Source organism: Streptomyces sp. bgisy130 (assembly GCF_057708345.1).
The window spans coordinates 34,054-56,700 of record NZ_JBYISA010000033.1 but is presented as its reverse complement, the minus strand read 5'-3'; the positions used below and the strand labels follow the sequence as shown (position 1 = coordinate 56,700).

Annotated in this window: 17 protein-coding genes and 1 pseudogene; 11 read left to right on the top strand and 7 right to left on the bottom strand. The window is 69.8% G+C overall.

The window, feature by feature from the left end; genetic code table 11:
• Nucleotides 1–153 precede the first annotated feature (153 nt).
• Nucleotides 154–948, top strand: a complete 795-nt coding sequence (locus AC3EUV_RS30360; protein WP_432145106.1) for an SDR family NAD(P)-dependent oxidoreductase — start codon at nt 154–156, stop codon at nt 946–948.
• Between the two features lie 88 nt (nt 949–1,036).
• On the top strand, nt 1,037–3,166 hold the full coding sequence (locus AC3EUV_RS30355; protein WP_435604314.1) for a beta-galactosidase: 2,130 nt from the start codon (nt 1,037–1,039) through the stop codon (nt 3,164–3,166).
• Between the two features lie 76 nt (nt 3,167–3,242).
• Here AC3EUV_RS30355 and AC3EUV_RS30350 read toward each other — a convergent pair.
• The 5 genes and pseudogenes from AC3EUV_RS30350 to galT form a co-directional block, all read right to left on the bottom strand.
• Nucleotides 3,243–3,752 (bottom strand): annotated as a pseudogene (locus AC3EUV_RS30350) (MFS transporter); the annotation flags it as partial.
• Nucleotides 3,753–3,887: 135 nt separating this feature from the next.
• Nucleotides 3,888–4,688 (bottom strand): LuxR C-terminal-related transcriptional regulator, encoded by an 801-nt coding sequence (locus AC3EUV_RS30345; RefSeq protein ID WP_432145104.1) that lies wholly within the window; start codon nt 4,686–4,688, stop codon nt 3,888–3,890.
• Nucleotides 4,689–4,928: 240 nt separating this feature from the next.
• Nucleotides 4,929–6,125, bottom strand: a complete 1,197-nt coding sequence (gene galK / locus AC3EUV_RS30340; RefSeq protein WP_432145103.1) for a galactokinase — start codon at nt 6,123–6,125, stop codon at nt 4,929–4,931.
• Entirely contained in the window at nt 6,125–7,099 is a 975-nt protein-coding gene (galE, locus tag AC3EUV_RS30335) for a UDP-glucose 4-epimerase GalE (protein ID WP_432145102.1), read from the bottom strand. Before galE ends, galK begins: the two co-directional genes overlap by 1 nt.
• Entirely contained in the window at nt 7,096–8,232 is a 1,137-nt protein-coding gene (galT, locus tag AC3EUV_RS30330; RefSeq protein WP_432145101.1) for a galactose-1-phosphate uridylyltransferase, read from the bottom strand. The genes galE and galT overlap by 4 nt, the downstream gene beginning before the upstream one ends.
• A gap of 247 nt (nt 8,233–8,479) precedes the next feature.
• Here galT and AC3EUV_RS30325 point away from each other — a divergent pair, with 247 nt between their 5' ends.
• The gene (locus AC3EUV_RS30325; RefSeq protein ID WP_432145100.1) at nt 8,480–10,150 is read left to right on the top strand and encodes a sodium:solute symporter family protein; all 1,671 of its coding nucleotides are present in this window, start codon (nt 8,480–8,482) and stop codon (nt 10,148–10,150) included.
• Nucleotides 10,151–10,180: 30 nt separating this feature from the next.
• Complete coding sequence (locus AC3EUV_RS30320) at nt 10,181–10,498, top strand: hypothetical protein (RefSeq protein ID WP_432145099.1); 318 nt, start codon at nt 10,181–10,183, stop codon at nt 10,496–10,498.
• Nucleotides 10,499–10,594: 96 nt separating this feature from the next.
• On the opposite strand, the gene AC3EUV_RS30315 is transcribed toward AC3EUV_RS30320, so the two are convergent.
• Nucleotides 10,595–11,332: a response regulator transcription factor gene (locus AC3EUV_RS30315; protein ID WP_432145098.1), complete on the bottom strand. Its 738-nt coding sequence runs from the start codon at nt 11,330–11,332 to the stop codon at nt 10,595–10,597.
• Between AC3EUV_RS30315 and AC3EUV_RS30310 the strand changes: the two genes are divergently transcribed.
• From AC3EUV_RS30310 to AC3EUV_RS30290, 5 genes are all read left to right on the top strand, one after another.
• Nucleotides 11,316–12,335, top strand: coding sequence for an SseB family protein (locus tag AC3EUV_RS30310; protein ID WP_435604313.1), 1,020 nt, complete (start codon nt 11,316–11,318; stop codon nt 12,333–12,335). The genes AC3EUV_RS30315 and AC3EUV_RS30310 overlap by 17 nt on opposite strands.
• The gene (locus AC3EUV_RS30305) at nt 12,336–12,959 is read left to right on the top strand and encodes a hypothetical protein (protein ID WP_435604312.1); all 624 of its coding nucleotides are present in this window, start codon (nt 12,336–12,338) and stop codon (nt 12,957–12,959) included.
• Complete coding sequence (locus AC3EUV_RS30300; RefSeq protein ID WP_435604311.1) at nt 12,956–17,722, top strand: putative T7SS-secreted protein; 4,767 nt, start codon at nt 12,956–12,958, stop codon at nt 17,720–17,722. The genes AC3EUV_RS30305 and AC3EUV_RS30300 overlap by 4 nt, the downstream gene beginning before the upstream one ends.
• 109 nt (nt 17,723–17,831) lie before the next feature.
• Nucleotides 17,832–18,176: a hypothetical protein gene (locus AC3EUV_RS30295; RefSeq protein WP_435604310.1), complete on the top strand. Its 345-nt coding sequence runs from the start codon at nt 17,832–17,834 to the stop codon at nt 18,174–18,176.
• Between the two features lie 426 nt (nt 18,177–18,602).
• Nucleotides 18,603–19,193 (top strand): hypothetical protein, encoded by a 591-nt coding sequence (locus AC3EUV_RS30290; protein WP_435604309.1) that lies wholly within the window; start codon nt 18,603–18,605, stop codon nt 19,191–19,193.
• Nucleotides 19,194–19,323: 130 nt separating this feature from the next.
• Here the strand turns inward: AC3EUV_RS30290 and AC3EUV_RS30285 are convergent, their stop codons facing one another.
• Nucleotides 19,324–21,126, bottom strand: coding sequence for an ABC-F family ATP-binding cassette domain-containing protein (locus AC3EUV_RS30285; protein WP_432145091.1), 1,803 nt, complete (start codon nt 21,124–21,126; stop codon nt 19,324–19,326).
• A 204-nt stretch (nt 21,127–21,330) separates the two neighbouring features.
• Here AC3EUV_RS30285 and AC3EUV_RS30280 point away from each other — a divergent pair, with 204 nt between their 5' ends.
• Together AC3EUV_RS30280 and AC3EUV_RS30275 are read left to right on the top strand one after the other, a co-directional pair.
• A complete protein-coding gene (locus AC3EUV_RS30280; protein ID WP_432145090.1) occupies nt 21,331–21,642 on the top strand; it encodes a hypothetical protein in 312 nt (103 codons plus the stop codon).
• 30 nt (nt 21,643–21,672) lie between these two features.
• The gene (locus AC3EUV_RS30275) at nt 21,673–22,410 is read left to right on the top strand and encodes an alpha/beta hydrolase family protein (protein WP_432145089.1); all 738 of its coding nucleotides are present in this window, start codon (nt 21,673–21,675) and stop codon (nt 22,408–22,410) included.
• Nucleotides 22,411–22,647 lie beyond the last annotated feature (237 nt).

The window sequence follows — 22,647 nt, the reverse complement described above, 5'->3', positions numbered from 1 at the left end:
GTCCGGAGCGGCTTCCCGCACCGGCGTACGACCGGTTGGCGCACCGCATTTGGCAGCGCGAAAGAGGGTGGCGTGCGCCCCCTGAATCGACGCGCGCCCCTCTCCCTCTCTGTCCCCTTGCCCGCCGCTCGCCCCGTGGGCTTGGATCGCGCCATGAGCCAGCAGCGCGCATCGCATCCGCCGAACGGCCCGTACGGCAGGCGGTTCGAGGGCCGTACGGTCCTGGTGACCGGGGCCGCCGCCGGGATCGGGGCGGCCACCGCCGACCGGCTGGCGGCCGAGGGCGCCGGGGTGCTGCTGCTGGACATCGACGACGCGCGCGGCGAACGCACCGCGCGGCGGATCCGGGCGGCCGGCGGCCACGCCTCGTACGAGCACTGCGATGTGGCGGACGAGGACAACTGGCGGCGGGCCGTCGAGGCGGCGCGGCGGCGCTACGGCCCGGTGGACGGGCTGGTCAGCAACGCCGTTCTGGCGCATGTGGCGGCCGCCGACCGCACCTCGCTCGCCGACTGGGACCGGCAGCTGGCGGTCAATCTCACCGGTTCGTTCCTCGGCGTACGCGCCGCCCTGCCGGATCTGCGGGCGCGCGGCGGCGCGGTGGTGCTGACCTCATCCGTGCATGCCCTGGTCGGACTGCCAGGGCGGCCCGCCTACGCCGCGGCGAAGGCCGGGCTGACCGGTCTCGGCCGTCAACTGGCCGTCGAATACGGGCCGGAGGTGCGGGTCAACAGCGTGCTGCCGGGCCCCGTGCTGACCGCGGCCTGGGACGGTATCGGCGAGGAGGAGCGGCAGGCCAGCGCCGCGGAGACGGCGGCGCGACGGCTGGGGCGGCCCGAGGAGGTCGCCGCGGTCATCGCCTTTCTGCTCTCCCCCGAGGCGTCCTTCGTCACCGGCGCGAGCCTCGTCGTCGACGGCGGCTGGAGCGTGTACAAGAACTCCTCGTGAGGCGTGAGCTGTGCCCGCTGACGGCGGTGCCGCGGCGCCCCGCCCGGGCTTCGATCCGTAGGAAATCCATCGATCCGTAGGGGCATCCATGGGCATCCATTTCGGCGGCGACTACAACCCCGAGCAGTGGCCCGAGGAGGTGTGGGCCGAGGATCTGAAGCTGATGAAGGCGGCCCATGTCACCCTGGTCACCGCCGGGATCTTCTCCTGGGCCAAGGTCGAACCCCGGCCCGGAGACTGGGACTTCGGCTGGTTCGACCGCGTCATGGACGGGCTGGCGGGCGCCGGGATCGCCGTCTGTCTGGCGACGATGACCGCCTCACCGCCACCGTGGCTCTCCCGCGCGCACCCCGAGATCCTGCCCGAGGACGCCGACGGCCGGCGCCGCTGGCCCGGCGGCCGGCAGCACTACTGCCCCTCCAGCCCCGTCTACCGCACCCACGCCGTACGCCTCGTCGAACAGCTCGCCACCCGTTACGCCGGCCACCCCGCGCTCGCCATGTGGCACATCGGCAACGAGTACGGCTGCCACACCCGCCACTGCTACTGCGAGGTGTCGGCGGCGGACTTCCGGCGCTGGCTGAGCACGCGGTACGGGACCGTCGACACGCTCAACGCCGCCTGGTCGACGGACTTCTGGTCACAGGCGTACGGCGACTTCGACGAGGTGCTGCCGCCCCGCACCGCGCCCACCTTCCCCAACCCCGCCCAGCAGCTGGACTATCTGCGCTTCGGTGACGAGGCGCTGCGCGCCTGCTATCTGGCCGAAAAGGCGGTGCTGGAACGGGTCACCCCAGGCATTCCGGCCACCACCAATCTGATGCCGCAGCACAAGCCGGTCGACGCCTTCGCCTGGGCGCCCCATATGGACGCGATGGCGCTGGACTTCTACCAGGACCCCTATGTGCCCGACGACCACCTCCGGGCCGGCTATGTCTTCGATCTGATGCGCTCGGCCCGCTCCGGGCAGCCCTGGATGCTGCTGGAACAGGCGCCCGGCGCGGTCAACTGGCGGCCCCGCAACGGCCCCAAGCCGCCCGGCGCGATGCGGCTGTGGAGCTGGCAGGCCGTCGCCCAGGGCGCGGACGCGGTGCTGTTCTTCCAGTGGCGGCAGTCGCTGGGCGGCGCGGAGAAGTTCCACTCGGGGATGCTGCCGCACGGCGGGACCGACACCCGCATCTTCCGCGAAGTGACGGAACTCGGGCGGGAGTTGGCGGCACTGCCGGGGATCGAGGGGACCCGGTCGCGGGCCGAGGTGGCGCTGCTGGCGGACTGGCACAGCTGGTGGGCGCTGGAGCTGGACTCCAAGCCGTCGACCGCGCTGGACCACTCCCGTATCGCGCTGGACCACTACCGGCCGCTGTTCGAGGCGGGCGTGGCCTGCGATGTGCTGCCGCCGCGGCGCGACCTGTCCGGCTACCGGCTGGTCGTGGCGCCCAATCTGTATCTGCTCACCGCACCGGACGCCGAGCGGCTGGCCGCCTATGTACGCGACGGCGGGCAGCTGCTGGTGTCGTTCTTCTCCGGCATCGTCGACGAGCACGACCGGGTGCACCCCGGCGGCTACCCGGCGCCGCTGCGGGCGCTGCTGGGGCTGCGGGTGGCGGAGTTCTGGCCGCTGGACGCGGGCCGTTCGGTGGGCGTCGGCGACGGGGCCTACACGGGGCGGGCGGACCTGTGGTCGGAGGAGATCGACCTCGAAGGGGCCGAGGCACTCGCCCACTTCACGGACGGCGAGCTGGCCGGCCGGCCCGCGGTGACCCGGCACTCCTACGGGCGCGGCACCGTCTGGTACGTCGGCACCCGGCCCGATCCCGCGCTGATGCGGACGCTGCTGGACGATGTCCGCGCGGCGGCCGGTGTGGAACCCGTACTCCCGGGTCTGCCACCGGGCGTCCAGGCCACCGTCCGCGAGGGCACCGGCGGACGCTATCTCTTCCTGCTCAACCACGGGGCGGAGGCGGTGGAGGTCGAACTGCCGTCGCCGATGCGGGACGCGTTGGGGGCGGGGGGCACGGCCAGGGTCGGGGCCGAGACCGATGCCGGGGCCGGGGCCGGGGCCGGGGCCGGGGCCGGGGCCGGGGCCGGGGCCGGGGCCGGGGCCGGGGCCGGGGCCGGGGCCGATGCCGGGGCCGATGCCGGGGCCGATGCCGGGGCCGGGGCCGTCGGCCGGATCACCCTGGGCCCCCGGGGCGTGGCCGTGCTGACGGAGCCTTAGGGGGTGTGCTCTGCCCGGGGTGGGTGCGGATGTGATCACGCATCGGCCGGACCCGGCCGACGCCTGATCCGGCCCGTCACCCGAGGCGTTCGCCGGCCCGGCGGTCGCGCCAGGCCGGGGCGACGGCGGTGAGCATCAGCGCGGCGGTGAGGGTGAAGGCCAGGGGGTAGCCGACCCCGTCGGCGAGCACGCCGAACCCGAGGGCGCCGATGCCCATGCCCGCGTCGTAGGCGAAGTTCCACAGGGCGCTGGCCGTGCCGTAGCCGGCGGCGGAGACCCGCGCGTACATCAGGGTCAGGGTGGCGTTCTGGATGACCCCGAAGCCGATCCCGAACAGCGCCACACCGGCCATGACGGCGACGGGGCGGTGGGTCATCGCGGTGAGCAGCGTCCCCGCGGCCGCCGCGGCCAGGCCGGGCAGCACCAGTCCGGCCGGCTCGTGCCGGTCGCTGTGCCGGCCCGCGCCCCAGCGGGCCGCGGTGGCTGCCGCGGACTGCACGAACAGCGCCACGGAGACGAGGCCCAGGGAGGCCGACGGCACGGCCAGGGGGAGAAAGGTGACGAGGATGCCGGCCGCGAGCGCGGTGGCCGCGAAGACGGCGGCGGGCCGCGGCGGTCGGCGACCTGCTCAGAGGCGAGCGGCCCCGAGCCGCCATGACCTAGGCGCGTCGATCGGGATGCGCGGGGTCTCCCCGAGGGCGGTCGGCCCGCCCCCGCCCCCTCACGGCACCGGCACCGACGCCCCCGCGCCCGCCGTCTCCAGTTCGACCGGGCCGACGCCGGCCCGGCGGGCCAGGGCCACCGCCGCGAGGGTGGAGTGCACCCCGAGCTTGCCGAGCACGTTCTGCATATGGGTGCGGACCGTGTGCGGGGAGAGGAACAGCCGCTCGGCGACCGCCTTGCGGCCCAGGCCGGCCACCATGCAGCGCAGCACCTCACGCTCGCGCGGAGTCAGCGACTCCACCAGCCGTTCGCTCTCCGAACGGTGCTTGCGGGCGGCCGTCAGCTCCCGCAGGACGCCGGTCAGCAGCGCGGGCGGCAGATGCGTCTCGTCGCGCAGCACCCCGCGGATGACGGCGAGCAGCCGGGACAGCGAGCAGTCCTTGGCGACCCAGCCGGAGGCACCGGCCTGTAGGGCGGCAGCCGCGCGGCGCGGGTCGTCGCGGTCGGCGAGGACGACGGTGCGCAGATACGGATGGCTGGTGCGCAGGCCGGAGACCAGCGCGATGCCGTCCCGCGGCACGGCGCGCGGCACCGCGTCGCGGGCCGCTCCCTGGGCGGGCACCGCGAGCAGCGGCGCGGCGAGGTCGGCGTCGGCGAGCAGCACGTCGAAGCGGCGGCCGTCGGTGGCCGCGCGGTCCAGATTGCGCAGGGCAGCGGGGGCGCTGCCCGCGGCCGCGACGTCCACGTCCTGTTCCGCGGCGAGCGCGGCCGCCAGGGATTCGGCGAAGATGCGGTGGTCGTCGACCACCAGAACCCGGATGCGTTGCACAGAGACCCCCTGTCCCGGTGAACGGACCATAGCGGGCACGACGCCCGGATTGAAGATCGCCTCAGCCGCCCGGCCGCCGCCGTGCCGACATGACTACCCCACCCCGGGCGCCGTACCCGAACGGTCTCGCCCCCTGATCGGCACCGGCCCCCACCGGTGCAGGTTCCCAGCGTACGGACGGGGTGCGACGAGGGAAGGTGATTGGCGAAACTGCTCCGCCGGCCGGGCCATTCGGTGCCTGTCCGGCGGCTTCACGCCGTCCGGCGCGCCCTACGCGACGCGGTGCGCCCCCGCACTCGCGACGGCCTCGAAGATCCGCGGGGCGGCATGGCCGGCCGCCGCGAACGCCTCGGTGACCGCCGCGCCGACGGCCGCGGCCGCCGTCTCCTCCACGAGCACGATGGCCGAGCCGCCGAAGCCGCCGCCGGTCATCCGGGCCCCGAGGGCGCCCGCCGCCCGTGCGGTGTCGACGGCGAGATCGAGCTCCCGGCAGGAGATCTTGAAGTCGTCGCGGAGCGAGACATGACCGGCCGTCAGCAGCGGGCCGATGGCGCGGGTGCGGCCCGCGTCGAGGCAGGCGATGACCTCTTCGACGCGGTGGTTCTCGGTGACGATGTGCCGGACGAGGGCCTGGACGACGGGCTCGCCGGCCAGCCGGGCCAGCGCCTCGGGCAGATGCGCGTAGGGCACCTCGCGCAGGGCACGCACCCCGAGCGCCCGCGCACCACGCTCGCAGCCGGCGCGCCGCTCGGCGTACGCGCCGTCCCCCAGCTCATGCTTCACCCGGGTGTCGACCACGAGGAGCCGCAGCCCCTCCCCCGCCAGATCGAACGGGACCTGGCGGCGGGTGAGATCGCGGGTGTCCAGGAACAGGGCGTGGCCCTCGGTGCAGCAGGCCGCGGCGGTCTGGTCCATGATTCCGCAGGGCACGCCGACGAAGGCGTTCTCGGCCCGCTGGGCGAGCTGGGCCAGCCGCTGCGGCTCCTGGCCGAGCCCGTACAGGTCGTTGAGGGCGAGCGCGGTGACGACCTCCAGGGCGGCGGAGGAGGAGAGTCCGGCTCCGGTGGGCACCGTGCTGTCGTAGTGCAAATCCGCGCCGCCGACGGGCAGACCGGCCTCCCGCATCGCCCAGACGACGCCGGCCGGATAGGCGGCCCAGCCGCCCTGGGGCGCCGGGCGCAGCTCGTCGAGCCGCAGTTCGACGATGCCGCCGTCGGCGCCGCCGGAGTGCAGCCGCAGCACCCCGTCGGTGCGGGCCGAGGCGGCGGCGAGGGTGGTGTGCGGAAGGGCCAGCGGCATCACGAAACCGTCGTTGTAATCGGTGTGTTCACCGATCAGGTTGACCCGGCCGGGCGCCGCCCAGGTGCCCGTGGGGGCGGCGCCGTACACCGCGGCGAACTGCGCGGCGGTGTGCTGAGCGCCGTGCGGGCGCTCGGTGGCCGGGACGGCGGCTCCGTGTGCGGTCATCAGGACTCCTTGGTCCGGTCGAGATTTTGCGCGAACTCCCAGGCGTCGGCGACGATGCCGGCGAGGTCGGCGCGGGCGGGCCGCCAGCCGAGGCGGTCGACGGCAGTCTGCGCGGAGGCCACCAGCACGGCGGGGTCGCCGCCGCGGCGCGGGGCGACCACCTCCGGGATGGGGTGCCCGGTGACCTTGCGGACGGTCTCGATGACCTCGCGGACGGAGAAGCCGTTGCCGTTGCCGAGGTTGCAGATCAGGTGCTCACCGGCGGTGGCGGCGTCGAGGGCGAGGAGATGGGCCTCGGCGAGGTCGGCGACATGGATGTAGTCGCGGACGCAGGTGCCGTCGGGGGTGGGGTAGTCCTCGCCGAAGACGGAGATCGCCTCGCGCTTGCCCTGGGCGACCTGGAGGACCAGCGGGATCAGGTGCGACTCGGGGTCGTGGCGCTCACCGCAGCTGCCGTAGGCGCCGGCGACATTGAAGTAGCGCAGCGAGACGGCGGCCAGCCCATGGGCGGCGGCCTCACCGCTGATCATGTGGTCGACGGCGAGCTTGCTGGCGCCGTACGGGCTGGTGGGCGCGGTCTCGGCGGACTCGGTGATCGGGGTGGACCTCGGCTCGCCGTAGGTGGCGGCGGTGGAGGAGAAGACGAGGGTACGGACGCCGGCGTCGCGCATCGCGGCGAGCAGGTCCATGGTGCCGCCGACGTTGTTGCGCCAGTACTTCTCGGGGTGCACGACGGACTCGCCCACCTGGGAGAACGCGGCGAAGTGCAGCACCGCGTCATAGGAGGGGTCGAGCCACTTCGCCGCGTCCTGGATGCGGCCCTCGATGAAATGGGCACCGGCGGGGATGCCCTCGCGGTGGCCGGTGGACAGGTCGTCCAGCACGGTCACCTCGTGGCCGGCCTGGAGCAGATGTGCCGCGACGACGCTGCCGACGTATCCCGCACCACCGGTGACCAGGTACTTCTTGCTCACTCGCTCGCTACCTCTCGCAGTCGGTCGGCCGCGGCCTCCGGCGGCACGTCATTGATGAACACGTTCATGCCGGATTCGGAACCCGCGAGAAACTTCAGCTTGCCGGAAGTACGTCGGATGGTGAAAAGCTCAAGGTGGAGGGCGAAGTCGTCGCGGTTCCCGGCGCGCAGCGGCGCCTGGTGCCAGGCGGCGATGTACGGCGTACGGGAGGCAGCCGCCGTATGCCCGCCGCCCGGCGCGGCCTCGCTCCCACCGCCCGGCGCGCCCTGGCTCCCACCGCCCCGCGCGGCCTCGCTCCCACCGCCCCGCCCGGCGAAGATCCGGTCGAAGCGCCGCAAGACTTCCAGATAGATCTGTGGGAATTCTGTGCGCGCGGCGTCGTCGAGGGCGAGCAGGTCGGGGACCCGGCGCTTGGGGTAGAGGTGCACCTCGTAGGGCCAGTGGGCGGCGTACGGGACGAAGACCACCCAGTGCTCGCCCTCCAGGACGATCCGGCGGCCGTCGGCCAGCTCGTCGGCGACCGTGTCGTCGAAGAGGTTGCCGCCGGTGGCCTCGCGGTGCGCGGCGACCGAGGTGAGCATGCGCGCGGTGCGCGGGGTGACGAAGGGGTACGCGTAGATCTGGCCGTGCGGGTGGCCGAGGGTGACGCCGATCTCCGCGCCGCGATTCTCGAAGCAGAAGACCTGTTCCACGCCCGGGAGTTGGGAGAGCTCCGCGGTGCGGTCGGTCCACGCCTCCAGGACCAGGGCGGCCTGCTCCTCGGTGAGGTCGGCGAAGGAGGCGTCGTGGTCGGGGGTGAAGCAGACGACCTCGCAGCGGCCACGGTCACCGGCGAGGGACGGGAAGCGGTTCTCGAAGACGGCGACGTCGTAGTCGGGGGCGGGGATCTCGGAGAGCCGGCCCTCCCGGGAGGGGCACAGCGGGCACTCGTCGGCCGGCGGGTGGTAGGTGCGGGCCTGGCGGTGTGAGGCGATGGCGACGGAGTCACCGAGGAGCCGGTCGTGGCGGATCTCGGCGGCGGTGGCGACGGGGTCGAGGGGGCGGAGGTCGCGCTCGCCGCGGACCGCGTCGTCGCGCAGATCGTAGTAGATGAGCTCCCGGCCGTCCGCCAGCCGGGTCGTCGTCTTCTTCAACGGGAGCTCCTCACCTGCACCGAACCGCGCCGACCAAACACAAACAAACACAATGAAGCACAACTAAACAGCATCGTCAATGTCAGGCGCAGCACGGGTATCGGCGAGAAACCCGCTGGGACATACGCGACATATCGACAAGCTCAATCACGAATCAACAACTCAACTAAACAAAAGTATTCAGTTTCTGAAGGCCCGGGCGTAGCTTTCTGTGGACTCCGATCGCGCAAAGAAGCGAGTTCCCACCATGATCACCTTGGCCGAGGGGCTACGGCTCCCCACCAACGGGCTCGATTACACGATCCTGGCCCTCTACTTCGTCGTCGTCCTCGGCATCGGGTTCGCGGCGAAACGCAGCGTGAAGACGAGCCTGGACTTCTTCCTCTCCGGGCGGTCACTGCCCGCCTGGGTCACCGGTCTCGCGTTCGTCGCCGCCAACCTCGGCGCCACCGAGATCCTCGGTATGGCCGCAAACGGCGCGCAGTACGGGGCCTACACCGTCCACTGGTACTGGATCGGCGCCATCCCGGCGATGGTCTTCCTCGGCCTGGTGATGATGCCGTTCTACTACGGCTCGAAGGTCCGCTCGGTGCCCGAGTTCCTGCTGCACCGCTTCGGCCCCTCCTCGCACCTGCTCTCCTCGGTGATCTTCGCCGTCTCCTCCGTACTGATCGCGGGCGTGAACCTGTACGCCATGGCGATCGTGCTCCAGGCGCTGCTCGGCTGGCCGCAGTGGGTCGCGATCGTCGTCGCCGGGGTCTTCGTCCTCGCGTACATCACCATCGGCGGGCTGTCCTCGGCGATCTACAACGAGGTACTCCAGTTCTTCGTCATCCTGGCCGCGCTGATCCCGCTGACCGTGGTGGGCCTCAAGCGCGTCGGCGGCTGGGACGGCCTGACCGACTCACTCTCCTCTTCACACGGGGACGCCTTCCTCACCGCCTGGAAGGGCACCGGCATCGGCGAGGCCAACCCGCTCGGCGCGAACTGGCTGACCATCGTGCTCGGCCTCGGCTTCGTGATGAGCTTCGGCTACTGGACCACCAACTTCGCCGAGGTGCAGCGCGCGCTGTCCGCGAAGAACCTCTCCGCCGCCAAGCGGACCCCGCTGATCGCCGCCTTCCCCAAGATCTTCATCCCGCTGGTGGTGGTCGTCCCCGGCCTGATCGCGCTGGTCATGGAGCCGACGCTGGGCAAGTCCAAGGACGGGCTCCAGTACAACGACGCAATCCCGGTGCTGATGCGCGACCTGCTCCCCAACGGCGTCCTGGGCATCGCGGTGACCGGTCTGCTGGCGGCCTTCATGGCCGGCATGGCCGCCAACGTCTCGTCCTTCAACACCGTCTTCACCAACGACATATGGGCGGCCTACCTGAAGAAGGGCCGCGACGACGCGCACTACCTGAAGACGGGCCGCGTGGTGACCGCGGTCGGCGTGCTGATCGGCATGGGCACCGCCTTCATCGCCTCGTCCTTCAGCAACATCATGAACTACCTCCAGACGCTCTTCTCCTTCTTCAACGTGCCGCTGTTCGTCGTCTTCATCATCGGCATGTTCTGGAAGCGGACCAGCGCCGCGGCCGGCTTCTGGGGCCTGCTCTCCGGCACCGCGGCCGCGATGGTCAACTACTTCTGGCTCTACAAGCAGGGCATCATCGCGATCCCCTCCGACCAGGGCGCCAACTTCGTCTCCTCCATCGTCGCCTTCGTCGTCGGCGCGCTCGTGATGTTCGTGGTCACCCTGTTCACCGCGCCCAAGTCCGCCGAGTCGCTGGCCGGCCTGGTCTACGGCACGAGGTCCCCCGGCATGGCGGAGCTGCCGGCCGAGGGCGATGACGCCTGGTACCGCAGGCCCGCCCTGCTGGGCTGGGGCGCCGTCGTCCTTGCCGCCCTCTGCTACCTCCCGTTCTCCCTCTGACCTGCCTGAACCAGCGGAGTTGACGCACCCATGAGTGACTACCAGCACGAGGTCGAGGAACTGGAACGCGAATCGGCGACCGCCGCGCGGCTCTTCGACGTACGGCGCATCATCGGCGGCCTGTTCACCGTCTACGGCGTGATCGTCACCATCGCCGGCCTGATGGCGAGCGACGCGGACCTGAAGAAGGCCGAGAACATCAACATCAACCTCTGGACGGGCCTGGGCATGCTCGCCCTCGGGCTGTTCTTCCTGATCTGGCAGACGCTACGGCCGGCGGTTCCGCCGGCGGCGGGGGAGCCGGCGGACGAGGGGGAGGGCGGCTCCGGGGAGGGCGTGATGGGCTGAGGGCCGTTGCCGGGTGGCGGCTCCTCGCGGGGCTGAGGGCCGTTACCGTGCCGAGGGCCGTTAACGGGCCGCGGGCCCGCGAGGAGCTGAGGGTCGCTACCCCGGTGGCGGCATCGGTGCGGCCGGTCCCACCTGGGCGTCCGGTCCCGCCGCCGTGGCGCGCGCGGTCTGCCCGCCCGCCCGGTCCAGCAGCCCGGTACGCGCCGCGAGCGCGGCGGCCTCCAGACGGGAGCCCACCTCCAGCTTCATCAATACCCGCTGGACATGCGTCCGCGCCGTACTGGGCGCGATATCCATCCCGGCCGCGATGAGCCGGGTGTCCTCCCCGTCCGCGACCCGCATCAGCACCTCGACCTCACGCGGGGTGAGCAGCTCCAGCAGCCGCGCCCCCTCGTCGTCCGGCTGCGCCGCGGGGTGCAACAGCTCCTCGAAGGCCTGCTGCAACAACTGCGGCGACACCGCCGACTCCCCCGCCCGCGCCTTCATCATGGCGCGCTCCACACCCTCGATCCGCTCGTCATTACGGACGTAACCGGAGGCCCCGGCGGCAAAGGCAGCAGCAATCCCCCGTGGACTGGGCACCGGTCCCAGCACGACCACCGCGACCTGCGGCCGCTCCTTCTTGATCCGTACGACCGGATCGAAGGCCCCCGGCCGGGCCGGCGCGGCGGTACCCAGCAGACACACCTCGGGCGCCCGGCTCACCACCAGCTCCGCGGCCCCCGCACTCGGCGCGGCGGCCGCCAGCACCCGGTGCCCCCGCAGTTTCAGCGCCGAGGCGAGCGCCTCCGCGAGCAGACGATGATCGTCGACCACCATGAGCCGCACGCCCATCGAGCAACCTCCCCCGCTCCGGCGGGCCCCGGCGCAGCCCCCGGCCGGGCCGCTTGTCCCCGGGAAGCTACACGCTCGACTGCAAGTGCGCGCCCCCTACCCGGAAGAAGCCCCCCGGAATGCTGGAATCCCGGCCATTCGGGGCCGATTGGCGTGCTTTCGAGGGGGGTGGGGGTGGGGGGAAGGAGCTGCGGCATCGTCGAATCCAGGGGAAGTGGGCCTTCATGTACCGCCGTTGGGCAGCGCGCGGACGCCGACGCGCGCCCGGCCTGCTGACTACGACCGGTCGGCCTGCCGACCCCGACCACTCGCCGGGATAACAGCACTGTGCAACCTCCGAGTTGAGCGACGGCACGTACTACTACCGCGCTGTTTCGCTGCCACGCAAAGACGGGCGCGCGGGAAGCCCCCGCCCCTGGGCCGAACCGAACTTCGCACCGAACTACGCACCCCGCCACCTTCGTTGAATTCAAAAGGAACCGTCAGCCGGTTTTCGCAGCGAGTGTCGTCAACGGCGTTGTCAGTGCCGTATGCGAAAGTTGGTTCGGCATCTGAACAGAGCATCGGGGGAGGGGGCCGGCCCGTTATGTCATTGGCCGACGAGGTGGCAGCAGTTCATGCAGGGCGTCCAGATCCAGCCGCTTTGGTGGGGGAATTCCGCCGCGCACATGTCTTGATCCCGACGGTCAACGACACGCTCATGTCAGCGGACATGGACGGTATCCGCTGGCTGTACGCCTTCACCGATGAAGACGCCCTGTCCCGCTTCGCCCTGTCCCGCGGCAGCGAGCCCGGGACGGAGTGGCGGTATGTGACCGCGTCCGGCGCCCGCGTCCTTGACGTGCTGATTCCTGCCTGCGAGGGCCCTACGGGGGTGGCCCTGGACGCGGGCAGCGAGCAAGGCGCGCTCTTCCCTCCGGTGGCCGGAATCGTTCCGGACAGCGCAGCGGTGGACATACCAACGGGCGGCATTCCGGACGTAGCGCACAAGGGGGAAGAATAAGTGGGCCTGATCGGCGGAGACGGTTACCAGCTCGAGCCCGAGGCTTTTGAGCGGCTCACCAAGGGAATCAAGGCCGCAACGGCCGAACTCAAAGAGCTGGGCTTTGATGTGGAGGCCCAACTGGGGCGCGGCTTCGACCGCTTGTCCCTGGACAGCATGGAATGCGGTGACGACGGCCTGGCCGCTGTGCTCGACTCCTTCTGTGACCGCTGGGGCTGGGGCGTGCGCACGTTGATGCAAGATGCCAACGAATTCTCCAAGAAGCTCGGAATTACCGCCGGCATGTACTACGAGCAGGAGCAGTACGTCTCGGACGCGCTGAAGCAGACGGTGAACGCGTCGATGGGCGACCCGTCCAAGACCGCCGAGCAGCTGCACAACACCTCATGGGACAAGATCCGCGACGACAACCCCTTCTCCCAGGTCGCGAACGCGGACTTCGATCCGACGTCGAAGGCCTCGATGGAGGCCCAAGGGCAGATGCTCCAGACGGCTGACCAAGTCGCCTCGGACTTCCAGTCGATCCCCGATCGTGCCGCCCATCCCTTCGACGACCGCGATGAGGTCACGACGGAGTTCCACGAGCCGAAGGGCGCGCAGGGCAAGGGGGGTAGCGACAAGTGAGCTGGGTCGGAGATGCCTTCAACGCCGTCGGCGAGGGTGCGGACAAGATAACGGGGGCCATCGAGCGCGGTGCCGGCGAGCTGGTCGAGCACGGTTCCGACCTGGCCGCCGATGCGCTGGAGTTGACCGGTCTCGACGAGGCCGGACACGCGGTCCGCTCGGCCGGCGCCGATGTGGCCAGTGCGCTGGGCGCCCACGTCGACGAACGCCAGCTCGGCGAGACGGAAGATCCCAAGGAACTCATCCACGGCGATGTGGAGAAGATCAACGAGACGGCGTCCCACCTCAAGGACTTCTCGGCGGCCTTTGACCGGGTCGCAGAGGGGATGCGCAAGATCGGCTCGGGGCAACACTGGAGCGGTCAGGCAGCGGACGCGTTCCGTGAGGCGTTCGATATGCATCCCAAGCAGTGGATGCACGCCGCCGATGCCTGCGGCGACGCCTCGAAGGCGCTGAAGTCCTATGCGGAGACGGTGTCCTGGGCACAGGGCAAGGCCGGCGACGCGATCGACAAGTACCGCAAGGCGCTGGAGGCCACCCGGCAGGCCCTCGATACCTACAAGTCCAAGGTCGACACGTACAACGCGCAGGTCGACTCGTACAACGCCGCCCTCGACGGCGGGGAGGACCCGGGAACCAAGCCGCAGAAGCCCGTCATGCGCGAAGACCCGGGCGCCGAGGGCCGCGAGGCGGCCCAGGAGATGATCAAGAGCGCCCGCACCCAGCGCAGCGAAGCGGCGGGACGGGCCCGTAGCGCCATCAAGGGTGCCCTGGCCCACGCCCCTGACAAGCCCGCGCTGACGCAGTTGGCGGGCGCGGCGCTCAAGGACGGCGGAGAAGCCTTCCTCGTGGCCAACATGCACATGGCCGGCGGTGCTCTCAAGGCCGCCGCCGGGACCCTCAAGTTGGCCCGGACGGTCAACCCACTGGACGTCTACAACATCACCCACCCCTGGCAGTACCTCTCGCACGCCTCCACCACCCTGATGGGCCTTGCCCAAGCCCCGCTCCACCCCATCGACACCGCGAAGGGCATGCTCGGCTCCGGCTGGGGCAGCGACCCGTTCGACACCGGCACAGCGATGGTCGTCAACGCGGTCGGTGGCAAGGGCGCGGGCGGGCTGGCCAAGGGCGGTCTGCGGGCCGGAGCGAAGAACATCACGAAAGGCTGGGCACGGCACGCCGCCAACAACGGCGGCAAGATCACTGTCTGGGACCGTGCTCGCATCGCGTGGTGCAAGACCTTCGGCAGCGACCCCATCGACATGGCCACCGGCCGCATGATCCTGCCGCAGACAGACATCACCCTCCCCGGGAGCCTCCCCCTCTCCTTCACTCGCACTTTCGAGTCGTCCTACCGCCAAGGCCGCTGGTTCGGCCCGACCTGGATGTCGACCGTCGACCAGCGCCTGGAGATCGACTCCGAAGGCGTCATCCTCATCGGCGAAGAGGGCGATTTCCACCTCTACCCGCACCCCGCCGTAGGCGTCCCCACCATGCCCGCCGAGGGGTACGGCGCCCCCCTGGAACTCACCCCGGACGGCGACTACCTCCTGGTGGATCCAGCCACCGGTATCCGCCGCTACTTCACCACCTGCACCGAGAACCTCGCCGTCCTCGACGAGATCTCCGACCGCCGCGGCAACCACCACACCTTCGACTACACCGAAGACGGCACCCCCACCGCCATCACCCACAGCGCCGGCTACCGCCTCCTGCTGACGACCGAAGAGGGCCGCATCGCCGCCCTCCACCTCGCCGGCGCCGCCCCCGACGGCAGCGACCAACTCCTGGTCACCTACGGCTACGACGAGCTGGGCAACCTCACCAGCACCACCAACTCCTCCGGCCTGCCCCTGCGCTTCGGCTACGACGACCATGGCCGGATCACGTCCTGGACCGACACCAACAACAGCAGCTACCTCTACCTCTACGACGACCAGGACCGCTGCACCTCACAAGGCGGCATCGAAGGCCACCTCCGGGGCCACTTCTCCTGGGGCGCCCCCGACCCCGTCACCGGCCTGCGCACCAACCTCCACTACAACTCCCTGGGCCAGCTCACGACCTACCAGGTCAACGACCGCCACCAAATCGTCGCCACCACCGACCCCACCGGCGCCACCACCCGCACCGTCCGCGACGCCAAGCACCGCGTCCTGTCGACCACCGATCCCCTGGGCCGTACCACCCACATCGACTACGACGACGAGGGTCGGCCGGTGAGCGTCGTCCTCCCCGACGGCTCCACCTCCACCAGCACCTACAACGACGACGGCCTGCCCCTCAGCACCACCGGTCCGAACGGGGCCACCTGGACTCACACCTACGACGCCACCGGCAACCGGACCTCCACCACCGACCCCACGGGCGCCAGCACCGCCTACACCCACGACGCACACGGCCATATCTCCGCCGTCACCGACGCCTTGGGCAACACCACCCGCCTCTACTGCAACAAGGCCGGCCTGCCCCTCACCGTCACCGATCCACTCGGCGCCACCACCCACTACCGCCGCGACGCCTTCGGCCGCACCACGTCCGTCACCGACCCGCTCGGCGAAACCACCCACATGGTGTGGACGGTGGAGGGGAAGCCGGCTGCCCGCATAGACGCCACCGGCGCCACCGAGGAGTGGACCTACGACGGCGAGGGCAACCGCCTCACCCACACCGACGCCATCGGCCAGACCACCCGCTACGAATACACCCACTTCGACCTGCTGACGGCCCGCACCGACCCCGACGGCGTCCGCCACGAGTTCACCCACGACACCGAACTCCGCCTCAACCAGGTCACCAACCCCCAGGGCCTGACCTGGAACTACGCCTACGACGGCGCCGGCCACCTGATATCCGAGACCGACTTCGACGACCGGGTCCTCGCCTACACCCACGACGCCGCCGGCCAACTGACCACCCGCACCAACGCTCTCGGCGAGATCACCACCTACACCCGCGACACCCTCGGCCGCATCACCGAGAAGAGCGCCGCGGGCCTGATCACCACCTACGAACACGACTCCGGCGGGAGCCTTCGGCAGGCAACCAACCCCGACGCTACCGTCACCTACACCCGCGACATCCTCGGCCGCGTCACCGCCGAAACGGTCAACGGCCGGACCATGACGTTCACCTACGACGCCCTGGGCCGCCGCACCTCCCGCACCACCCCCACCGGCCACACCACGACCTACACCTACGACGTCGCCGGCAACCGCACCGCCATGGACATCGCCGGCCACGTCCTCACCTTCGACCACGACGCGGCAGGCCAGGAACTCACCCGCACCATCGGCGACCACCTCCAGCTCGCCCACACCTGGGACCCCACCGGCCGCCTCACCAGCCAGTCACTCACCACAGCAGCGACCGGCACCCTCCAGTCCCCCACCGGCGCGGACCGCACACAGAACCCTGCCGCCGCCGAAGCACAACGAGTCCTCCACCGCGGCTACACCTACCGCCCCGACGGCAACCTCACCGCTATCGACGACTCCCACACCGGCCGCCGCACCTTCGACCTCGACCGCGCCGGCCGCGTCACCGCCGTCCACGCCACCGACTGGACCGAGACCTACGCCTACGACGAAGCCGGCAACCAAACCCACGCCACCTGGCCGGACCGCCACGCCGGCCCGTCAGCTCGGGGCGAGCGCGCTTACACCGGCACCCGCATCACCCGAGCAGGCGCTATCCGCTACGAACACGACCCCCTCGGCCGCGCGACCCTCCGCCAAAAAACCCGGCTCTCCCGCAAACCCGACACCTGGCATTACACCTGGAACACCGAAGACCGCCTCGCCTCGGTAATCACCCCGGACGGCATCATCTGGCGTTACCTCTACGACCCATTCGCCCGCCGCATAGCAAAACAACGCCTAGCTGAGGGCGGCAAAGTCATAGCCGAGCAAACGGACTTCACCTGGGATCACGCCCACGTCACTGAACAGGTCACGCGAACCGGAGATAGCGAGGAGGCCATAACGCTCACCTGGGACCACAGTGCTCTGACTCCTCTCACCCAGACGGAGCGCAAGCTTCGCGCGAGGGAACTCCACGTAGCCCCTAAGCCACCTTCGCGCACTACTTTCGATTCCCAAAGCGAGGTCGACGAGCGCTTCTTTGTGATGGTCACTGACCTCATGGGCACGCCCACCCACCTAGCATCCGAGTCTGGTGAAATTTCTTGGCGCACTCGCACCAGCCTATGGGGCGCCACCACCTGGAACCATAACGCGACAGCATACACACCTCTGCGATTCCAAGGTCAATATTTCGACCCCGAGACCAACCTCCACTACAATTACTTCCGGCACTATGATGCCGAAGCGGGAAGGTATACGTCGCCGGACCCGCTTGGCCTGGAACCGGCAGATAATCCTGTCGCCTATGTGTGCAACCCTTTTGCGCAAGTCGACCCTTTCGGGCTCGCACCTTGCCTACGCGAAGGATACACATCCTCCCCCTTCAATCCGGACGACCCATACAGCCCAGAGTCCCGGGACGAGAGGAGTGCACAGAATAGAGAGCATTACAGGCCCTCCAATAAGGACAGGGCGGCCGAACTCGGCTATAAGACGCGAATCCCCGCCCAGAAGGCTCCCTTTCACTCACACGGACAAGAAGTTTTCTCGAACGGCAAGAACTACATTACGCCCGACGTCGACGGCCATAACGTGTCGGACGGCTGGAAAATGTTCAACCGTAAAGGACAGCGCATTGGAACCTACGACCCAGACCTCAACTACATCAAAGAATAGAATCTTCTCAATCGAGGTGACCTCTTGCCCAATCGAAGAGGACGAAACCTCCTCATCCCTTCTGGCAACCGGGAGAATCACTGTAGGGGGATTCTCCGAGGATTTCCAGATGGATCTAAGCTTTTGGAGTATCAGCACGTACCGAATCAGCTGGCGCGACGCCATTAAGAGAATCGATCAGGAGCGAATTTCGACTTCCTGCTTGATCTCTTCGATCACAGACCCAGAAAACAGCAATTTCGTCTCATGCTGGCCGCTTTATCGAGATGGACAGAGTGTAGCAGTGCAGAATTCAGTGATTTTCCTAGATGAATTGAGTGAGAAATTTAACGAAAGGGAGCCATGGCGCTCCACCCCCCCACATGACTTGATCGACGAAGATGGAAATCAGATTTCTCAATGGGAAACCCAAATTTCCGATGTTCGCAAATTTCTCGATTCTCATCAAGGGTAGCCATACGCCCATCGCACGCAAGGGCGGTGATGGGATTTTACAATGCGCACCCCCGTCGGCGTATCACCTTGGATTGGAAGGGTCCGCGTTCAAGGAGCTGGCTTTGGTGCCGCGCCTCAGGAAAGAAAGAAGTAAATGACTACACCGCAACAGCCACCGGGTGCTTTCGGGCAGGCGCCGGGTTATGGCGCGCCGCAAGGGATTCCGCAGGCCGGTCCGCCAGGTGGGTATCCGCCGGGTGCCGCCCCCGGTGGGCCTCCATCGTACGGACAGCAGCCCCACCCCGCCGGACCGGTGCCCTACGGCCAGCCGGGCCCCTACGGAATCCCGCAGCAAGCCCCCCAGTTCGGGTACGGCGGCGGGCCAGGGATGCCGCCCATACCGCCGAAGCGGAAGGCTGCGAAGGTCTGGGGAATTCTCGGCGCCGTGGCCGGAATGGTGGTGATCGGGACGGTCGTGTCGGCCATGGGGATTCATGGTGGAGGGAGTTCGTCGGGCGGGTCCGACGGCGGGCCGAAGTACCGGATCACGGTGCCGCAGACGCTGATGGGCGGGGAGTACAAGCTCGCCAAGGACATATCCCAGCAGGCCGGCAGTGCGGTGCCGTCCGACGGGGCCAATGAGCACAACATCAAGGCGGTGGGTGGGCAGTACTCGTCTGGGACCAAGTCGCTGGTGATGCTGGGGCTCTACGGCGTCATTGATGATCCCGAGACGACCGTCGACCACACCATCCGCGGCATGACGCGTGACGGTAAGACGGAAGTTGCCGTGACGGACAAGGAGTTCACGCCCAGTGGGGGTGGGGATTCGCTGACCTGCGGTGTGGATGAGCGGACGGAGATGGGGCAGAAGGTCACGCTGACGTTCTGTGTATGGGCGGATTCCAGTACGAGTGGGAATGTCGCCGAAACCGACGCCTCGGAGCTGTCGAAGGATCCGTACTCCATCGACCTCCAGAAATTCGCCGACAAGGCGGACAAGATTCGCAGTGAGGTCAGGAAACCGGTGGGATGAGTTCCCGGACGTCGGGGCGCCGGGGCGGTGGCGCACGCCCTAAGGTACCGCCGGTCACCGCGTGGCCAGAACGCCGTCGTCCCGCAGTGACCGGCGTCGCACGAGGGGCCGGGCGCCCCAGTCCCCTCCCCTACGCCTCCTCCGCCAACTCCAACCACCGCATTTCCAGCTCGTCCTTCTCCGCGCTCAGTTCGCGGAGTTGGGCGTCCAGGCCGGCGACCTTTTCGAAGTCGGTGGCGTTTTCGGCGATTTGGGTGTGGAGGGTGGCTTCCTTGGTGCCGAGCTTGTCCAACTGGCGCTCGATCTTCTGGAGTTCCTTCTGGGCGGCGCGGTTGACGGCGGCGGCCTTTTTGGGGGCCGTTGCGGTCTGCTGTGCGGGGGCCGGGGTGGCGGCGTCGATGACCTGTTGGCGGCGTTCCAGGTACTCGTCCAGGCCGCGGGGCAGCATCCGGAGGGTGGCGTCGCCGAGGAGGGCGTGGACGCGGTCGGTGGTGCGCTCGATGAAGTAGCGGTCGTGGCTGATGACGATGAGGGAGCCGGGCCAGCCGTCGAGGAGGTCTTCCAGCTGGGTCAGGGTCTCGATGTCGAGGTCGTTGGTGGGCTCGTCGAGGAAGAGGACGTTGGGCTCGTCCATGAGGAGACGGAGGATCTGGAGGCGGCGGCGCTCACCGCCGGAGAGGTCGCCGACCGGGGTCCACTGCTTCTCCTTGGTGAAGCCGAACTTCTCGCAGAGCTGGCCGGCGGTCATCTCCCGGCCCTTGCCCAGGTCGACGCGCTCGCGCACCTGCTGGACGGCCTCCAGCACCCGCAGTGTCGGGGGGAGTTCGCCGACTTCCTGGGAGAGGTAGGCCAGTTTGACGGTCTTGCCGACGGTGATCCGGCCGGCCACCGGCTGCGTCTCGCCCTGGGTGCGGGTCGCCTCGGCCAGCGCGCGCAGCAGTGAGGTCTTGCCGGCGCCGTTGACGCCCACCAGACCGATCCGATCGCCGGGGCCCAGCTGCCAGGTCAGGTGCTTGAGGAGGACCTTCGGCCCGGCCTGGACGCTGACGTCCTCCAGCTCGAAGACGGTCTTGCCGAGGCGGGAGCTGGCGAACTTCATCAGCTCGGCGTTGTCGCGGGGCGGCGGGACGTCCGCGATCAGCTCGTTCGCCGCCTCGATGCGGAAGCGGGGCTTGCTCGTACGGGCCGGGGCGCCGCGCCGCAGCCAGGCCAGCTCCTTGCGCATCAGGTTCTGCCGCTTGACCTCTTCGGTGGCGGCGATGCGCTCCCGTTCGGCCCGCGCGAAGACGTAGTCGCTGTAGCCGCCCTCGTACTCGTGGACGTCGCCGCGCTGGACGTCCCACATCCGCGTACAGACCTGGTCGAGGAACCAGCGGTCGTGGGTGACGACCACGAGGGCGGAGCGGCGGGCCCGGAGGTGGCGGGCCAGCCAGGAGATGCCCTCGACGTCGAGGTGGTTGGTGGGCTCGTCGAGGACGATCAGGTCCTGCTCGGCGATGAGGAGCTTGGCGAGGGCGATGCGGCGGCGCTCGCCGCCGGAGAGCGGGCCGATGACGGTGTCCAGGCCCTGGGTGAAGCCCGGCAGGTGCAGGTCGCCGAAGAGGCCGGTGAGCACGTCGCGGATCTTGGCGTTGCCGGCCCACTCGTGGTCGGCGAGATCGCCGATGACCTCGTGCCGGATCGTGGCGGCCGGGTCGAGGGAGTCGTGCTGGGTGAGGACGCCGAGGCGCAGGCCGCCGTTGTGGGTGACCCGGCCGTTGTCCGCGTCCTCCAGCTTGGCGAGGATCCGGATCAAGGTGGTCTTGCCGTCCCCGTTGCGCCCGACGACGCCGATCCGGTCCCCCTCGTTGACGCCGAGCGAGACACCGTCGAGCAGGGCACGGGTCCCGTACACCTTGCCGACGGCTTCCAGATTGACGAGGTTGACGGCCATCTCACTCCTGCACTCAGACCTGCACTTCCGACCTGCACGTCAGATCGATCGACCTGTCCAGCCTAGTCGGCGTGCGGAGGAGAGCCGCCGGGAGATAAATACCTGTGGATAAGTGCGGGGCGGTGAGTACCGGGAGATGAGTAGCCGTACTGGATGAGTAGCCGTACTGATGGCAGGGGCGGCGGCCGGGCCCAGCGTGGCCGCATGATCAACGACCAGGCGCCGAGAGCCCCTGCCGTGCGCGACGAGGCACGGCCGGTGACGGGTTCCGCGGTGGGCCGGATCGTCGCCGGCCTGCTTCTGCTGGCGTTCGCCGGGGTGACCGGACTGTTCGCACCGCTGCTGGTGATGGCGAGCGACAGTTGTTCCGAGGGTGACGCCCGCAAGATCTGCTCCGCGGGCACCCAGCAGATCGTCGGCACCCTGCCGATCGCCGCCGCCTTCGGCTGCCTCCTGGCCGCCCCGTGTGTGCTGGTCCTGGCCTGGGTGGTGTCACTGGCCCTCTCGGGCGCCTGAGGCACCGCTCCCCCGTTGTAACGTGCCGTCATGGCACCGGACATGGGCATGGCAGTGGAGACGGTACGCGGGATGGTCTACGGCCCGAGCGGCAAGCGGCTGGACGTCCACCGTCCGGCCGGGACATCCGGCGCGACACCCACTGTGCTGCTCTGGCACGGCATCGGCCCCGACGAGCGGGACGTGCTGGAACCGCTGGCGCGGGCGACGGCGGCGCACGGGGTGCTGGTCCTGGTACCGGACTGGCGCGCGGACGCCCCGGACGGCGGCCGGTCGCATCTGCTGGAGTCCCTGGCCTTCGCCCGCAAGGAAGCGGGTGGGCTGGGCGGCGACGGGGAGTCGCTGGTCCTGGCCGGGTGGTCGGCGGGCGCCGGGGCCGCGCTCGGGGTCGCGCTGCGCCCCGAGATCGCGGACGGCCGGCGGCCGTCGGCGGTGGTGGGCCTGGCCGGCCGCTACGACCTGACGGCGCGGACCACCGGGACCCCGCCACTGGACGACCTCACCGCGGGCCGGGACCCGGGTGGCCCGGTCCACCTGGTGCACGGCACCCGCGACACCGTCTTGGACGCCCGGTACTCCCGCGACCTCACTGAGGCGCTGCGGGCGCCGGGCCGGGCGGTGACCCTCCAGGAGCCGGAGACCGACCACGCGGGCGTGATCATGACTGCGTACGACCCGACGGCGGACCGCTGCGTCCCGACGACCGACGACCACGCGGTACGGGCGGGGCGGATGGTGGCGGGGGTGCTGGCGACGGCCGGGGCGTAGCGGGAGCGGGGTGCTGTCGCGGCAACGCCCGGTTGTGGGCGGGACTCCTGTCGCGATGGCCTCGGCCTATCGGGTGACCCTGGTTCCGGCGAGCAGCTGCGTGCTTGCCAACTGGGCGGACCGGACTGGTTCTTCGGGCTCTCCGTGGCGTCCTTCCCCTGCTCATCGGGGTGTTAGCCGGGTGTTAGCGGAGCGGCAGCCGTGTGCTAGTGGCCCCGGTCAGAGTGGGTGACGTAC